14 protein-coding genes are annotated in these 15,234 nt (G+C 75.7%); 8 read left to right on the forward strand and 6 right to left on the reverse strand.

The window, feature by feature from the left end; translation table 11 throughout:
- Window positions 1–62: 62 nt before the first annotated feature.
- Complete coding sequence (locus tag HP550_RS15980; RefSeq protein WP_175348665.1) at window positions 63–1,079, forward strand: TIGR03557 family F420-dependent LLM class oxidoreductase; 1,017 nt, start codon at window positions 63–65, stop codon at window positions 1,077–1,079.
- Complete coding sequence (locus HP550_RS15985; protein WP_175348666.1) at window positions 1,076–1,840, forward strand: coenzyme F420-0:L-glutamate ligase; 765 nt, start codon at window positions 1,076–1,078, stop codon at window positions 1,838–1,840. Before HP550_RS15980 ends, HP550_RS15985 begins: the two co-directional genes overlap by 4 nt.
- Here HP550_RS15985 and HP550_RS15990 read toward each other — a convergent pair.
- Both HP550_RS15990 and HP550_RS15995 read right to left on the reverse strand, forming a co-directional pair.
- Window positions 1,834–2,208 (reverse strand): heavy metal-binding domain-containing protein, encoded by a 375-nt coding sequence (locus HP550_RS15990; protein WP_175348667.1) that lies wholly within the window; start codon window positions 2,206–2,208, stop codon window positions 1,834–1,836. The genes HP550_RS15985 and HP550_RS15990 overlap by 7 nt on opposite strands.
- Entirely contained in the window at window positions 2,205–2,780 is a 576-nt protein-coding gene (locus tag HP550_RS15995; protein WP_175348668.1) for an HhH-GPD-type base excision DNA repair protein, read from the reverse strand. Before HP550_RS15995 ends, HP550_RS15990 begins: the two co-directional genes overlap by 4 nt.
- A 66-nt stretch (window positions 2,781–2,846) precedes the next feature.
- Here HP550_RS15995 and HP550_RS16000 point away from each other — a divergent pair, with 66 nt between their 5' ends.
- The 6 genes from HP550_RS16000 to cofC are packed head-to-tail and all read left to right on the forward strand — an operon-like array spanning window position 2,847 to window position 11,347.
- Entirely contained in the window at window positions 2,847–3,185 is a 339-nt protein-coding gene (locus tag HP550_RS16000; protein ID WP_175348669.1) for a TM2 domain-containing protein, read from the forward strand.
- An 8-nt stretch (window positions 3,186–3,193) separates the two neighbouring features.
- Window positions 3,194–4,087 carry an ABC transporter ATP-binding protein gene (locus HP550_RS16005; RefSeq protein ID WP_175348670.1) on the forward strand — a complete coding sequence of 298 codons (894 nt, stop codon included), beginning with the start codon at window positions 3,194–3,196 and terminating at the stop codon, window positions 4,085–4,087.
- Window positions 4,084–4,767, forward strand: coding sequence for an ATP-binding cassette domain-containing protein (locus HP550_RS16010; protein WP_175348671.1), 684 nt, complete (start codon window positions 4,084–4,086; stop codon window positions 4,765–4,767). The genes HP550_RS16005 and HP550_RS16010 overlap by 4 nt, the downstream gene beginning before the upstream one ends.
- Window positions 4,760–7,957 carry a hypothetical protein gene (locus tag HP550_RS16015; protein WP_175348672.1) on the forward strand — a complete coding sequence of 1,066 codons (3,198 nt, stop codon included), beginning with the start codon at window positions 4,760–4,762 and terminating at the stop codon, window positions 7,955–7,957. The genes HP550_RS16010 and HP550_RS16015 overlap by 8 nt, the downstream gene beginning before the upstream one ends.
- Window positions 7,954–10,695, forward strand: a complete 2,742-nt coding sequence (locus HP550_RS16020) for an FtsX-like permease family protein (RefSeq protein WP_175348673.1) — start codon at window positions 7,954–7,956, stop codon at window positions 10,693–10,695. Before HP550_RS16015 ends, HP550_RS16020 begins: the two co-directional genes overlap by 4 nt.
- Before the next feature lie 34 nt (window positions 10,696–10,729).
- Entirely contained in the window at window positions 10,730–11,347 is a 618-nt protein-coding gene (gene cofC / locus HP550_RS16025) for a 2-phospho-L-lactate guanylyltransferase (protein WP_175348674.1), read from the forward strand.
- A 7-nt stretch (window positions 11,348–11,354) separates the two neighbouring features.
- Here the strand turns inward: cofC and cofD are convergent, their stop codons facing one another.
- Genes cofD through HP550_RS16045 form a run of 4 tightly spaced genes read right to left on the reverse strand, consistent with a single transcriptional unit; the run spans window position 11,355 to window position 15,065 of the window.
- On the reverse strand, window positions 11,355–12,308 hold the full coding sequence (gene cofD, locus HP550_RS16030) for a 2-phospho-L-lactate transferase (RefSeq protein WP_175348675.1): 954 nt from the start codon (window positions 12,306–12,308) through the stop codon (window positions 11,355–11,357).
- On the reverse strand, window positions 12,305–13,075 hold the full coding sequence (locus HP550_RS16035; RefSeq protein WP_175348676.1) for a putative F420-0 ABC transporter ATP-binding protein: 771 nt from the start codon (window positions 13,073–13,075) through the stop codon (window positions 12,305–12,307). The genes cofD and HP550_RS16035 overlap by 4 nt, the downstream gene beginning before the upstream one ends.
- Window positions 13,066–14,085 carry a putative F420-0 ABC transporter permease subunit gene (locus HP550_RS16040; RefSeq protein WP_175348677.1) on the reverse strand — a complete coding sequence of 340 codons (1,020 nt, stop codon included), beginning with the start codon at window positions 14,083–14,085 and terminating at the stop codon, window positions 13,066–13,068. Before HP550_RS16040 ends, HP550_RS16035 begins: the two co-directional genes overlap by 10 nt.
- Window positions 14,082–15,065 (reverse strand): putative F420-0 ABC transporter substrate-binding protein, encoded by a 984-nt coding sequence (locus tag HP550_RS16045; RefSeq protein WP_175348678.1) that lies wholly within the window; start codon window positions 15,063–15,065, stop codon window positions 14,082–14,084. Before HP550_RS16045 ends, HP550_RS16040 begins: the two co-directional genes overlap by 4 nt.
- Between the last annotated feature and the right edge of the window lie 169 nt (window positions 15,066–15,234).

Raw genomic sequence — 15,234 nt, forward strand, 5'->3', positions numbered from 1 at the left:
TCATCCTGCCTGGTCCCGCGGTTAGGGTGATCGACGACGAGGGCCCCACGAAGGAGCAATGGATGGCAACGGTCACGGCGGACGGCCTCACGGTCGGGTACGCGGCGATGCTCGAGCAGTTCCACCCCACCGAGGCGGTCGCGCTGTCGGTCCACGCGGAGGCCCACGGGTTCTCCGGGGTGATGGCGGCCGACCACTACCAGCCCTGGGTCCCGGCGCAGGGGCAGGCGGCGTTCGTCTGGAACGTGCTGACGGCCCTGGGGGAGCGGACCACGGGCGACATCGGCCCCGGCGTCACCGCACCGACGTTCCGGTGGCACCCGGCGATGGTCGCGCAGGCGTCGGCCACTCTCGCCGCGATGTACCCCGGGCGGCACTGGCTGGGCCTGGGCTCCGGCGAGGCGCTCAACGAGCACATCGTGGCCAACTACTGGCCGGAGGCCCCCGAGCGGATCAACCGCATGTTCGAGGCCATCGACATCATCAAGAAGCTGTTCGCGGCCTCGATCGCAGGCAAGGACGTCAAGCACGCCGGGCAGTTCTACAAGCTCGAGTCCACGCGCCTGTGGACCATGCCGGAGGTCGCGCCCGAGATCCTCGTCGCGACGGCCGGCCCGGTGACCGCCAAGCGCGCCGGACGGCTGGCCGACGGGCTCATCACGGTCGGCGCCCCGCTGGAGAAGATCTCCGGCCTGTTCGGCAAGTTCGACGAGGGCGCGCGCGAGGCCGGCAAGGACCCGGACGCGATGCCGAAGGTGCTCCAGCTCCACCTGTCCTGGGCCGAGACCGACGAGCTGGCCCTGGCGCACGCGATGCACGAGTGGCCCAACGGCGGCATGAAGTTCCCGAAGGCGGACATCCGCTCGCCGTTCGACTTCGAGCAGATGGCCAAGCTGGTGCGCCCCGAGGACTTCGAGGGCCGCATGGTCATCTCGGCGGACCCCGACAAGCACCGCGCGGAGATCCAGAAGTACGTGGACCTCGGCTTCGACCGCATCTACCTGCACAACGTGGGGCGCAACCAGCGCGAGTGGATCGAGACGTTCGGGGCGGACGTGCTGCCCAACCTGGTGCGATGAACTCGCGCCTCGAGGTCTGGGCGCCCGACGGGCTGCGGGAGATCGCACCCGGCGACGACCTGGTCGCGCTGCTGGCGGAGCTGCTCCGCGACGACCCGCCCGTCGACGGCGACATCCTCGTGCTCACGTCGAAGGTCGTGTCCAAGGCCGAGGGCCGGGTGGTCTCCGCCGACGACCGCGAGCAGGCGATCACCGACGAGACGGTGCGCGTCGTCGCCACCCGCGAGCACGCGTCCGGGGTCACGCGGATCGTGGAGAACCGGCTCGGGCTCGTGATGGCCGCGGCCGGGGTCGACGCGTCGAACACCCCCGAGGGCACCGTGCTGCTGCTCCCGCTCGACCCGGACGCGTCCGCGCGGCGGATCCGGGCGGGGCTGTCGGCGGCGTTCGGGGTCCGGGTGGGCGTCGTCATCACGGACACCGCCGGGCGCCCGTGGCGGCAGGGCGTCACCGACATCGCGATCGGCGCCGCGGGGCTCGTCGTGCTCGACGACCTGCGCGGTCAGGTCGACTCGTTCGGCCGACCGCTGGTCATGACGCAGGCCGCGGTGGCCGACGAGATCGCGTCAGCCGGTGAGCTGGTCAAGGGCAAGGCGGAGGGGCGGCCGCTCGCGGTCGTGCGCGGTCTGGGTCACCTGGTGACGGACGAGGACGGTCCGGGCGCGCGCGTGCTGGTCCGGCTGGGCGACGAGGACATGTTCCAGCAGGGCAGCGCCGAGGCGTACTCGCAGGGCTGGAAGGACGCGCTGCGGGATCAGTGAGCGTCGGCCACGACCTGCGCGGACTGACCTGTCGCGCCAGGCTCACCGGCACCGATGGGCTCGACGATCACCGCCGTGCCGTACGCGCACACCTCACTGAACTGACCGATCGAGTCGGTGTCGAAGCGCATCGCGACGATCGCGTTGGCACCCCGCTCCTGCGCCTCGCCGACCATGCGGTGCATCACCTCACGGCGGCTCTCGTACATGATCTTGGTGAACTCCGGCAGCTCGCCGCCGCCGATCGCGCGCAGCCCGGCCGTGAAGCTGGCGCCGATGTTGGTGGAGCGCACGGTCAGGCCCATGACCTCGCCGAGCACGGCCTGGATCCGGTACCCCGGGATCTCGTTCGTCGTCACCACGATCACGCGAGCTGTCCTTTCGCGGCGGCCTTCGCGGCCTGCTTCGTCGCCCGGACCTCGCTCAGCGAGACCGGGTCGGTGACGTCCGCGATCGAGCGCCGCGCGTCCGGCTCCCCGTAGGCGCCGGCGGCCTCCGCCCAGCCGGCCGGCTGCACGCCGCGCTGCTTGCCGAGCAGCGCCAGGAAGATCCGCGCCTTCTGGTCGCCGAAGCCCGGCAGCGCCTTGAGCCGCCGGAGCACGGTCGGCCCGTCCGGGTCGCCGTCGGTCCACAGCCGCGTGACGTCCCCGTCGTAGTCGGTGGCGACCGCGGCGGCCACCGCCTGGATGCGTCCCGCCATCGAGCCGGGGTAGCGGTGCACCGCGGGGGGCGTCGCGCACAGGGCGGCGAACTCCTGCGGGTCCGCCTCCGCGATGCGGTGCACGTCGAGACCGCCCATGCGGTCCGCGATCTTGGCCGGCCCCGCGAAGGCGGACTCCATGGTGACCTGCTGGTCCAGGAGCATGCCGAGGAGCAGGGCGAACGGGTCGTCGGTCACGAGCTGGTCGGCGCTCGGGTCGCCGGTGAGCCAGAGAGTCATGAGGATCATCCTCTCGCGAGTGCGGGATGCGCCCAAGGTGGTCTCGTCGGCCGATAGGGTCGCGCCATGTCGACGTACCCGCAGGGCCCCTACGGCTACCCGGTGCACGATGCCGGGGCGCCCTACGGTCGGGACCCGTTCACGGGGCAGCCGCTGTCGGACAAGCAGAAGCTGGTCGCGGGGCTGCTCCAGATCTTCCTGGGGACCTTGGGTGTCGGGCGCTTCTACACCGGGCACACGAGCATCGCGGTCACGCAGCTGGTGCTCACCGTCGTCGGGTGGATCACGGCGTTCCTCCTCGTCGGCTTCGTGCTCATCTTCGGCGTGGCGATCTGGTCGTTCGTCGACGGCGTGATGCTGCTCGCCACGGAGACCACCGACTCTCGCGGCCTGAAGCTCCGCTAGGCGGTGCGGTGCCCGTGACGACGCAGGGCAGCCGCCCGCTGGTGGAGTGCGAGTCGCTCGTCCGCATCCACCAGCACGGCTCCGTCGAGGTGCAGGCGTTGCAGGGCCTCGACCTGGTGGTGGGCGCAGGGGAGATGATCGCCGTCGTCGGGCCGTCCGGTGCGGGCAAGTCCACGCTGCTGTCTGTGCTCGCGGGCGCCGACCTGCCGACGGCCGGGAGCGTGCGGGTGGCGGGCTGGGACCTCACGGCGTTGAGCCGCGCGCAGCGGCTGGCCTACCGGCGGGACGTCGTCGGGTTCGTCCGGCAGCAGACCGCGCGCAACCTCGTGCAGTACCTCACGGCGCGCGGCAACGTCGAGCTGCCCCTCGCGCTGGCCGGTCGCGGGCCGCGGGCTCGTCGGGCCCGGGCGGTCGAGCTGCTGGAGACGGTCGGCGTCGGCCACTGCGCCGACCGGCTGCCGTCGCAGATGTCCGGCGGTGAGCAGCAGCGCACCGCGATCGCGGTCGCCCTGGCCAACGGGCCCCGGCTCCTGCTGGCCGACGAGCCGACCGGCGAGCTCGACTCCGCCACGGCGCAGGAGGTGTTCGACACCCTGCGGCTGGCGCAGCACGAGGCCGGCGTGACGGTCGTCGTGGTGACGCACGACCCGGCCGTGAGCGACCAGGTGGAGCGCACGGTCGCGGTCCGGGACGGCCGGACCAGCACCGAGGTGCTGCGCCGGACGGAGGTCGCGGAGGACGGTGCGTCCCGCGTGATCGCGCAGGAGTACGCCGTCATGGACCGCGCCGGACGCGTGCAGGTGCCACGCGAGTACCGCGAGGCCCTGGCGCTGACGCGGCGGGTGCGGCTCGCGCTCGAGGCCGACCGCGTCTCGCTGCTGCCCGACGTGGTCGCACGGTGACCGAGGCTCCGGCGCTCGCGGTCCGCGGCGTGCGCCGCACGTACGGGACCGGGCACACCGCGGTCCACGCGCTGCGCGACGTGTCGTTCGAGGTGGCGCCGGGGGAGATGGTCGCGCTCGTGGGCCGGTCCGGCTCGGGCAAGACGACGCTCCTGAACATCGTGGGCGGGCTCGACCGCCCCGACGCCGGCGAGGTGGTCGTGCAGGGCGTCGACGTCACCGCGCTCGACGACGACGGCCTGGACGCCCTGCGCCAGCACTCCGTCGCGTTCGTGTTCCAGACGTTCGGGCTGCTGGCGGACCTCACCGCCGCGGAGAACGTGGGCCTGCCGCTGCGGCTGCGACGGCTGGCGGTCGAGGACCGCGAGCGTCGCGTGCGGCTGCTGCTCGACCTGGTCGGCCTCGGTGGGCACGCCGAGCAGCGCCCCGACGAGATGTCCGGTGGCCAGATGCAGCGCGTGGCCATCGCCCGCGCGCTGGCGGCGTCGCCGCGCCTGCTCGTGGCCGACGAGCCCACGGGCCAGCTGGACACCGACACCGGCCTGGCCGTGATGGCCCTCATCCGCGGCGTCGTGGAGGCCGAGGGCATGGCCGCCGTCGTCGCGACGCACGACCCCGTGATGATCGCGCTCGCCGATCGCGTCGTGCGGATCGTCGACGGCCACCTCACCGATGCCTGAGCGCCGGGGCTTCCCGGTCGGTCCCGTGGTCCGCCGGGCAGCGGCGCAGTGGCAGCTGCTCGCGGCCGTGCTGGTGGTCATGGTGCTCAGCGGGGCGCTCGTCGGGGTCGGGGTGCTGCTCGTGGGCCCAGGTCGCCAGGCCGCTCTCGGCGCCGCTGCGGCGTCCGTCGACGGCACGGGCACGACGAGCGCCGCGAGCCGCGCGGACCTGGTCGTCGTGACCGCACGGACCGACGGGGCGTCCGACGACGACCCGCCGGGCGCCCGGGCCGTGGTCGACGACCTGCTGCCCGCTCTGCGTCAGGCGCTCGCCCCGCTGGACGCGACCGAGTCCGTCTGGGTCTCGACGCCACCCACGCTCCTGCCCGGCGCTCCTGCGCGGCTCGCGTACCTGCTGGACGCGGACACGGTCCAGCAGCACGCGACGGTCGTGGCCGGGCGATGGCCGGCCTCCGGCGGTGGGGCGACGGGCGGCCCGACGGAGGTCGTCCTGCCGTCCGCCACCGCGCAGCTCCTCGGCCTGGCCGTCGGAGACCGCCTCAGCCTCGCGGCGACCCCGCTCACCGTCGTCGGCCTCGTCGAGCACGACGCGTCCGGTGCCTGGGACCGCGATCGTCTGCGCGGGGTGGCAGCCGACGTCGACTCCGGGTGGCTACCCGTCTACGGCCCGTTCATCGTGGCTCCGGGAACCGTGCTCGCCGCCGGCACGCCGGTCGGGCGCGTCAGCATCGAGGCGGACGTCGACCTCACCGCGCACGCGGACGCCCTGGGTGCGACGGCCGCCCGGGTGGCCGCGCTCGGGGGCACCCTGGACGGGGTGGCCGGTGACCAGCTGGCCTCCGTCACCGTCAGCTCACGCCTGCCGGGCTTCGTCGCGGACGCGCGGCGCCAGCTCGACGTCACCGCGGCACTGGTCCTCACGACGGTGCTGCTCGTGGCGACGCTGGCGGGCGCGGCGATCGCCCTGCTCGCCCGCCTGCTCGCGACGCGACGCAGCACGGACACGGCACTCCTGGCCGATCGCGGGGCGAGCCGCTCGCAGCTGGCCGGAGCGGCAGCCGGCGAAGGTCTCCTCCTCGCGCTGGTGGGCGTCGTGGCCGCGGTGCCGCTCGCGGCGCTCGGTTACCGCGCGGTCACGAGCACAGGCCCTCTCGCGGAGGCGTGGACCGAGGGTGGCGCCGGTCCGGCCTGGCCGACCGCGGCGGGCTGGCTGCTGGTCACCGGATGCGTGGCGGTGGGCACCCTGGCGCTCGCCGCGGTCGGCGTGGTGCTCTCGGTGCGCGGCGGGGGCCCGTCGCGTGAGGGGCGGCACGTCGTTGCGGGCGGGGTCGCGCGCTCGGGGGTCGACGTGCTCCTCGTGGCGCTGGCCGTGCTGGGCGTGCTCCAGCTCCGCGCCCACCGGTTCGACGGGGGCGCCCCCGATCCGGTGCTCGTCCTGGCGCCCACGCTCGCCCTGGTGGCGGCCGCCGCCGTGGCCCTCCGGGTCGTGGCACCCCTGGGGCGCGGCGCCGAGCTGGCTGCACGACGCGGGCGCGGACTCGCCGTGCCGCTCGCCGGGTGGCAGGTGGCGCGGGGCAGGGCGACGTCCGGCGTGTTCCTCGTCGCGCTCGCCGCAGCTTCCCTGACGTTCGCGCTGGTGTTCCAGGCCACCTGGCTCGCGTCGCAGCGCGACCAGGGGGCCGCCGCCGTGGGCACCGACGTGCGGGTCCCCGTCGACGGCACGCCCGACCAGGGCGCCCGGGTGTCCGCCGCCGCGGGCGCGCCGGGGGCGGGTGGGGCGGCCGTCGCCGCGGCGACCCACCGCACGGTCACGCTGGGCTCGCGTCCGGGTGGCGTCACGCTCGTCGCCGTCGACACCAGCCGGGCGGATCTCCTGGTCCGGGGGCGGCTGGGTGGCTCGGCCACGTGGTGGGCGCTCACCGAGCCGGTGCGGCCAGGGGAGGCGTCCGCCGGGCTCGTCGTGTCCGGGAACGCGGTGCCGATCGAGGTGACCGGTGGCCTCGAGGGCGTGGACGACGTCGCGCTGCCCGCGCACGTGACGCTCGTGCTCGAGGGTGAGCGCGGCGAGCGCGTCGCCGCGGCCGCGCCCGACGTCGTCCTCGACGGCACCGCGCAGCCCGTGACGGTCACCGCTCCGAGCGACGCGACGTGGCGCATCGTCGGGCTCCGGGTGGTGGTGCCGGGTGGGGTGGAGCTCTCGCAGGGGGACCAGGCTCGGCTGGAGGTCGTCGTGCGCGTCCCCGGTGCGATGGCGCGCGAGGGCGACCCCGCGGCATGGACCGCCTACGCCGACGAGAGCGCCGACGACGGGGCCCTGGCGGGCCGGCCGGTCGCCGAGGCCGGTGCGGACACCCTCGGCTTCTCGGCCCCGGTCTCACGGTTCGAGCTCGGCTTCACGTCGGTCGAGGTCGTGGTCGCCGGGTTCGGGCCGACGGAGCCGGTGCCCGTTCTCGCCTCGGCGTCGTTGGCCGACCAGCTGGGGGTGGCGGTGGGTGACGCGCTCGACCTCGGCGTCGCCTCCGTGGTGCTGCCCGCCGTGGTCGCCGGCGTGCTGCCCTACGTGCCGTCGGCCCCGGACGACCCCGCAGTCCTCGCCGACGTCGACACCCTGTCGCGCGCCCTCCTGCAGCGGGGCGACCTGGATTCGGTGGTCGACGAGTGGTGGGTCGCGACCGACCACTCGGAGGCCGTCGCGGCGGCGACCGGGGGCGTGTCCCGCACCGCGCTCCAGGACGCGCTCACCGCCGGACCGCTGCGCGCCGCCGCGGCCGTCGCCCTGGCGCTCCTGGTGGTCGCCGCCCTCGCGCTGGCGATGGCCGGGACGGTGGCGCGCGAGCTCGCTGTCGCGCACGACCGCTCCGCGGAGACGGCACGGCTGCGCGCCCTGGGGGTGCCTCGTCGGCTCGTGTCCGCCACGGGCGCCGCTCGCCACGTGATCCTCACGACCGTCGCCGTCGGCCTGGGCGCGCTCGCCGGTGGCGGCCTGTCGCTCGTGCTCGGGGCGCTGCTGGTCACCGCGCGCGACGGCGGGGCTCCGGTACCCGGGGCGCTCGTCGTCTGGCCGTGGGCTGCGCTGCTGGTGCTGCTCGGCACGCTGCTGGCGGGCTGCACGCTCGTCGGGCTGCCACCGGCGCGCCGGGTGGCGCGCCGCTCGACCGCGGCGAGCCTGCGGGCGGGGGCCGCCCGATGAGCCGCCGTGCGCGGCCGGTGCGGGGCCGGGCTCGTCCGTGGGCCGGGGCGATCCCCGCCGGCCAGGTGGCTCGGCAGGCCTGGGCGACGCGGGGACCTCTGGCGCTCGCGCTGGTCGTCGTCGCACTCGTGACGTTCCTGGCATCGGCGGCGCCACGCCTGCTGGACCGCGCCGCGACCGACGAGGTACGCGCGGCCGCCGGCGACGAGGGCGGCGCGCTCGCCGTCACCGTGCGGGACGGGAGCGACGTGCGGGAGCTGCGCCTCGGCACCGCGGACGAGCTGAGCGCCACCGCGCAGCTGCTCGTCGGGAACCTGCCCGGCGAGGTGGCCTCCGCGGTCACCGACCCGGTCGCCTCGCTCGTCGGCCCGGAGCTGGCGGCGGGCACGGTCGGGGGAGTTCCCGTGCTGCTCCGGTTCGCGTACCTCGCCGCCGACCGCGGTGACGGTCTGGGGGCGCGCGACGTCACCGACCCGGCCGCGGACGCGGTCGCGTGGGTCAGCGGGGGCCCACCGGCGACGACGATCGATCCGGACGACGTCACGAGTGGGGAGCCGCTCCCGGTGGAGGTGGGGCTCTCGGAGCAGGTCGCTGACGCCCTCGGGGTGGACGTCGGCGACGCGCTGACGGTCGTGGACCCGGACGGGGTGCGCATCGACGTGCCGGTCACGGGCGTGTTCCGACCGGTCGACGCGGCGGCGCGCGTGTGGCGTGCCGCGCCGACGATGGTCTCGCCGAGGACGGTGAGCGGTCCGGCCGGCCGGGTCGCGGTGTCCGCGCTCACCAGCGCCGCGTCCGTGCCCGCCGCTCGCTACGACCTGCCGGAGGACCGGCTCGTCGTCTCGTACACGTTCGACGTCGTGCCCTCCCGCCTCGACGCCCGGTCCGCAGGCGAGGCGGCGCGCGCGGTGCGCGCCCTGGCGGCTGCTCCGCGCACGCTCGGGCTGCCCGCGGCCAGCCCCACCGTCACCACGCGGCTCGACCGGCTGCTGGAGGACGCCCAGGACCGGGTGGAGTCGACGACCGCACAGGCCGCGGTCGTGCTCTCCGGCGTGGTCGCGGCCGCGCTCCTCGTCCTGGTGCTCGCCGCCTCGCTCCTCGTCCGGCGGCGAGCGACCGTGCTCGCCCACCAGCGGGCGCTCGGCGCGAGCCTGTCCACGCTCGCCGGCGCCGCTGCGGCCGAGTCGCTCGCCCTGGTGGCCGTGGGTGCGTGCGTCGGGCTGGCTCTGGCCGCGGTAGCCGTCCCCGGCCCGGTGCCGTGGGCCTGGGTCGTCCCGCCGCTCGTGCTCGCCGCCCTGATCCCCCCGGTGCTCGCCACGCGCGTCGGCGGGCGCTCCACGGCACCCCCGCCGGCACGTCGGACCGGGCAGGCGCCGGGCCGAGGTGCCACCCTGCGGCGCCCCTTGGTCGAGGCGACCGTCGTGCTGCTGGCGGCAGGCAGCCTGCTCACGCTGCGGGCCCGAGGAGCGCGGTCGGCGGCCGGGAGCCTCGGCGCCGACCTCGTCGTGACCGCCGCTCCCGTGCTCGTCGCCGCGGCGGTCGCCGTGCTGCTGCTGCGCCTGCTGCCCCCGGTCGCCCGGTGGGCGCGGCGTGCGACGGCGCGGACGCGCGGGCCGATCGCGCTCGTCGCCGTCGCGCGCACGCCCGTGGCGGTGGTGCCCGTGCTCACGCTGGTGCTGGTCGCGGCCATGTCCACGGTGGTGCTCGCGCTCCAGGCGACGGTCCGCTCCGGCCAGGAGGCCGGCTCGTGGGCCACGGTCGGAGCGGACGCGGTGCTGACGGCAACCCCGGTACCGGGGTTGCCCGAGGACCTGACGGCCGCCGTCTCAGGGGCTCCGGAGGTCCTCGTCGCGACGGCGCGCGTGGTCGAGGGCACGCAGCTGCTCGGCGACGGCGTCGACGAGGTCGCCCGGCTGGTGGCGGTCGATGCCGTGGCCGAGGCGCGCCTGCTCGCGGCGACCCCGACTCCGGACGCACCAGGGCTGGCCGCGCTGGTCGGTCGGGACGCACGGGCGGTCCCGGCGCTGGTGGCCGGCGTGGGTCCGCGGGTGACCTCGCTGACGCTGCGGTGGGAGGGCGAGGCGATCGCGCTGGAGGTCGTCGGTGTCGCTCCCGCCCTCCCGCTCACCGAGGCCTCGTCCTCGGTCACGGTGGTCGTCGACCGGGCGGCCCTCGCCGACGCGCTCGGCCGACCGGTGCCGGCGACGGTGGCCTGGGTGGCCGGCCCGGGGGCGGCGACCGTGACCGCGCAGGCCGCGGACGACGTGGTCGTCACCACGCGGACGGGCGTGCTCGGCGAGGTGCGGTCGGCGCCGACCGCCGCCGCGTTCGACCGGATGCTCCGCGCGGCCGGGGCGGTGCTCGCGGGACTCGGCATCGCCGCGGTGGCGCTCGCGGCGGCCGCCGGGGCCGTCGACCGTCGTCGTGCGCTCCTGCAGCTGCGCGCCCTGGGCCTGCCGCGTCGGTCCGGCGGGCGGCTGGTGCTGGCGGAGCTGGTGGGTCCGGTGCTCGGTCCGGCCGTCGCGGGGGTGCTCACCGGCGTCGCGCTGAGTGCGCTGATCGTCGGGGCGCTCGGCCTGCAGAGCCTCACCCACCAGGCCGGGCCGCCCGTGCTCGTCCTGCCGTGGTGGGTGCTCGGCACGCTGCTCGGGCTCGTCCTCGCGGTGAGCGTCGTCGTCGCGGTCGAGCGCCCACGGCCGGGCCACGAGCAGCTCAGCCAGATGATGCGGTCCGGCTGACCCCGTCCGCGCCCCGATGAGGCAGGATGCGTCCGTGCGATGGGTCGTGGTCATCCCGGTGAAGCTCGGCGCCGAGGGGAAGACCCGGTTGGCGGACGCGCTGTCGCCCGGCGCGCGCGAGCGGCTGGTGCGGGCCATGGCGGTCGACACCGTGGCCGCCGCGTGCGCGGCGCCGTCGGTGCACCGGGTGGTCCTCGTCACGGCGGACCCGGTGCTGCGCTCCCTGCTCGCGACCTCGACCGACCTCGTGGACGACCCGGGCGGCGGGTTGAACGCGGCCCTGCGGGCGGGTGTGGAGCGCGCCAGGGAGGTCGCCCCGGACGCGGGCGCCGCGATCCTGCTCGGCGACCTGCCCGCGCTGCGGCCGGAGGACCTCGCCGACGCCCTGGACATGGCCGCGGGTCACGACCGGGCGGTGGTGGCCGACGCCGAGGGCTCGGGCACGACGCTCCTGGCGGCGCTGCCGGGCATCACGCTGGACCCGCAGTTCGGGGCGGGGTCGAGCGCCGCCCACGAGCGCGCGGGCCACGTGCGGCTGGATGTCGCGGCGACCTCGACCGTGCGCCAGGACGTCGACGTCCCGGCTGACCTCGTGTCGGTCGAGGGCCTCGGGGTCGGACCCGCCACGCACGAGGTCCTGGGCCTCGGCTGAGCGGCGGTCAGGGCAGGCGGTCGACCAGGGCGAGTGCCGCGGCGGCGATGTCGGCGGTGGTGTCGAGGTCCGTCATGAGCGTGGGCACGGCGCGGGCGATCCACCCGGCGGCCTGCAGGTCGGGGACGGCGGACGCGTCGCGCTCGTCGACGAGCCACGCGTCGAGCACACCGTCCGGACGCCGGCCGTAGTGCCGCGCGACCGCGACCGCGCTGGTCTCGACACCGATCGCGGTCAGGCACGCGTCGGCCATCCCGCGCACCGGTGCCCCGCCGACGATCGGGCTCACGCCGACGACCGGTGCCGCGGTGGCGCGCAGCGCGTCGCGGATCCCCGGGATGGCGAGGATCGTGCCGACGGAGACCACCGGGTTGGACGGGGGGATCACCACGACGTCCGCGTCCGCGATCGCGGCCAGCACGCCCGGAGCCGGTGTCGCGGCCGCCAGGTTCGTCTGGACGAAGCGGCGGGCGGGCAGCGCGGCGCGGTACCGCACCCACCACTCCTCGAAGTGGATGGCGCGGCCGTCCTCGACCACGACGTGCGTCTCCACCTCGTCGTCGGTCATCGGCAGGAGCGTCACGCCCGGCTGCCACCGCTCGGCGAGCCGTGCGGTCACCTGCGACAACGGCAGGCCGGCCCGCAGCAGCTCGGTCCGGGCCAGGTGCGTGGCCAGGTCCAGGTCGCCGAGCGTGAACCAGTCCCAGCCGAGGCCGTACGCCTGGAGGTCGTCGCTCACGCGGCGGGACTCGTCGCGGCGGCCCCAGCCCTGGTCCTCGTGCACCGCGCCGCCCAGCGTGTACATGAGCGTGTCGAGGTCCGGGCAGACGCGGACGCCGTGCAGCCACATGTCGTCGCCGGTGTTGGCGATCACGGTGACCTCGGCGTGGGGCAGCAAGGCCCGCAACCCGCGGGTGAACCGCGCGCCGCCGACGCCCCCGGACAGCACGGTGATCCTCACTGCGGCCTCCGCGGCTCATGGAACGCGATGACCGGCCGGCCGGTGCGGGGGTGCTCCAGGATGTCGGCCTCCACGCCGTAGACCTCCCGCAGCAGGTCGGGACGGAGCACGTCACGCGGGTGCCCCGCGGCGGCGAGGTGGCCGTCGGCCAGCACGAGCACGTGCTCGCAGAACGCGGCGGCCAGGTTGAGGTCGTGCAGGGCCGCGACCGTCGTGGTGCCCAGGTCTCGGACGAAGGCCAGCAGGCTCAGCTGCGCGCTCACGTCCAGGTGGTTCGTCGGCTCGTCGAGCAGGAGGAGCTCGGGCTCCTGGGCCAGCGCACGCGCGATCTGCACGCGCTGCCGCTCGCCGCCGGACAGCGAGGACCACGGGCGCTCGGCCAGGTGGTCCGCCTGCGCGCTGACCAGGGCGCGGTCGACGGCGGCGTCGTCCGGGTCGGTGCCCCACAGGCTGCGGTACGGGATCCGGCCGAGCGAGACGACCTCCCGGACCGTGAGCGGGACGGTGCTGGTCGACTCCTGTTCGAGCAGGGCGATCCGGCGCGCCCGTGCCTTGCGCGGCAGCTCGTGCACGGCCGCGTCCTCGACGAGCACGGCACCCTTCTCGGGGGGCAGGAGGCCCGCGATCAGGCGCAGCAGCGTCGTCTTGCCGGCGCCGTTGGGGCCGAGCAGGCCGGTCAGGTGACCGGCGGGAGGGGTGGCGTCGATGCCGTCCACCACCCACCGACCGCCCAGCCGGGTACCCACGCCGTCCAGGGTCAGGTCCATGCCGACCCCTTCCCGCGTCGCAGCAGGTAGGCGAAGACCGGGACGCCGATCAGCGCGGTGACGATGCCGACGGGCAGCTCGCGCGGGTCGAACACCGTGCGCGCGAGGGTGTCCGCCCAGATCAGGAACACCGCGCCGCTCAGGGCCGCGACCGGGAGCAGCCGGCGGTGGGCCGGCCCCGTCAGCGACGACACCGCGTGCGGCAGGATCAGCCCGACGAACCCGATGGCCCCGCTGACCGCGACCATCGCGCCGGTGAGCAGGGCGACGACCGTCATCAGGGTCCAGCGCGTGCGGTCGACGTCGATGCCCAGCGCCGCCGCGGAGGTGTCCCCGAAGGCGAACGCGTCGAGTCGCGTGGCGCTGACCACCAGCACGCTGCCCACCGCGAGGACCGCGACGCCGGCGATGGCCACGGAGCCCCAGGTGGCGCCGGCCAGCGACCCGAGCAGCCAGTTGAGGATCTCCCGGTAGGAGTCGCCGGTGGCGGTCCAGAAGATGACGAAGCTGGTGCCGGCGGCGGCCATCTGGGACACCGCGAGTCCGGCCAGGACCGTCCGGCCGGGGGACAGGGTGCTCCCCGAGCGGGCGAGTGCCAGGGTCGCGACGAGCGCGAGGAGGGCACCGGCGAACGCGGCGACCGGCAGCAGCAGGCCTACGCCGACGACGAGCACCGCGACCGCGCCCAACGACGCGCCCGACGACAGGCCGAGCAGGTAGGGATCCGCCAGCGGGTTGCGCGTCAGGCTCTGCATCACCGCGCCGGCGAGCGCCAGCCCGGCACCGACGGCCGCGGCGGTGAGCACGCGGGGGAGGCGCAGGTCCCAGACGATCGCGTCGTGCAGCCGGGGGATGGCGTCGACCGGCAGGCCGAGGTGCCCGCCGATGCTGCGGGCCACCTCCGCCACCCCGAGGTCGGCCGGGCCGATGGCGACCGCGACCAGGACCGTCACGACGAGGGCGGCCAGCCCCGCGACGACGAGCAGGACCAGGGGCGTGCGGGCCTTCACCCCAGCTCGGCGAGCTGCTCGTCGAGGGACGCCACGGCCTCGGCGTTGCGCACCCCCGCCTCGCCCGCCGCGAACGGGACGGTGAGGTAGCGCTTCTCTCGGACGGCGGTGAGCTGGCTCGTGGCGGGGTTGGTCTCGAGCAGCCCGATCTTCTTCTCGGCGGTGTTCCAGGTGGCGTCGACGAGCACGATGACGTCGGGGTCCGCCGCGACGACCTGCTCCCAACCGGCCGACGTCCACGTGTCGTGCACGTCGGCGAAGATGTTGGTCAGCCCGGCCGCGTCCATGATCATCTGCGGCGCGCCGATGCCGGCGCCCACGTACGGGGTGTCCGACCCGGAGCTGTACCAGAGGGCGGTCGTCTCCTCGGCGGGCTTCGCCGCGCCGTCGAGCGTGGCCTCCTGCTCGGCGATCAGCTCCTCCGCGCGCTCCGGCACCCCGAAGATCGCCGCGACCTCGCGGATCTCGTCCGCGACCTCGTCGAACGTGAGCGGGTCGGGCATGTAGCCCTCCTCCTTGCACGCCGCCGGGGACACGTACGTGCCGATCCCGAGGTCGTGCAGGGCGGTGCGCTCGCCGGCGCCGTCGGCGGAGAAGTTGGACTCCCAGCCGCCGTAGACGAAGTCCGGCCCGAGCGCGAGCAGCGCCTCCTGGCCCGGCACCTTGTCCGAGACCACCGGGATCGCCTCGTACGCGGCGGCGTAGTCCGCCGGAACCGGGCCGTCCGCGAACGCCGTGCCGATCATCACGTCCTGGAGGCCCAGCGCCAGGAGCAGCTCCGTGGCGGTCGACTTGATGGTCACGACCTTCGTCGGCGGGGCGTCGATCGTGACCTCGGTGCCGCAGTTGTCGAGCGTGACCGGGGTGAACGTCGCGCTCGCGGTCGGCGTCGCGGGCGCGTCGGGCGTGGACTGGGCGGAGCACGCGGCGAGGGCGAGAGCCGCGGTGGTGGCGAGGACGACGAGACGAGTTCTGGGCATGGGGTGCGGGCTCCGAGGGATCGTGCGGGCGCGGGGCGGTGGTCGTTCACGCGCGGGGGTGGGGTGCACGTCGCACCTCCGGAGGGCCGCCCAGTCCGGGCGGCGCGACCCGGCCAGATCCGGCCGGGTTCCGCGCACAGAGTAGGCCTGCGGGGTGGCCGTTCGGCAA

It is taken from the genome of Cellulomonas humilata, assembly GCF_013359775.1.
GTDB lineage: Bacteria > Actinomycetota > Actinomycetes > Actinomycetales > Cellulomonadaceae > Cellulomonas > Cellulomonas humilata.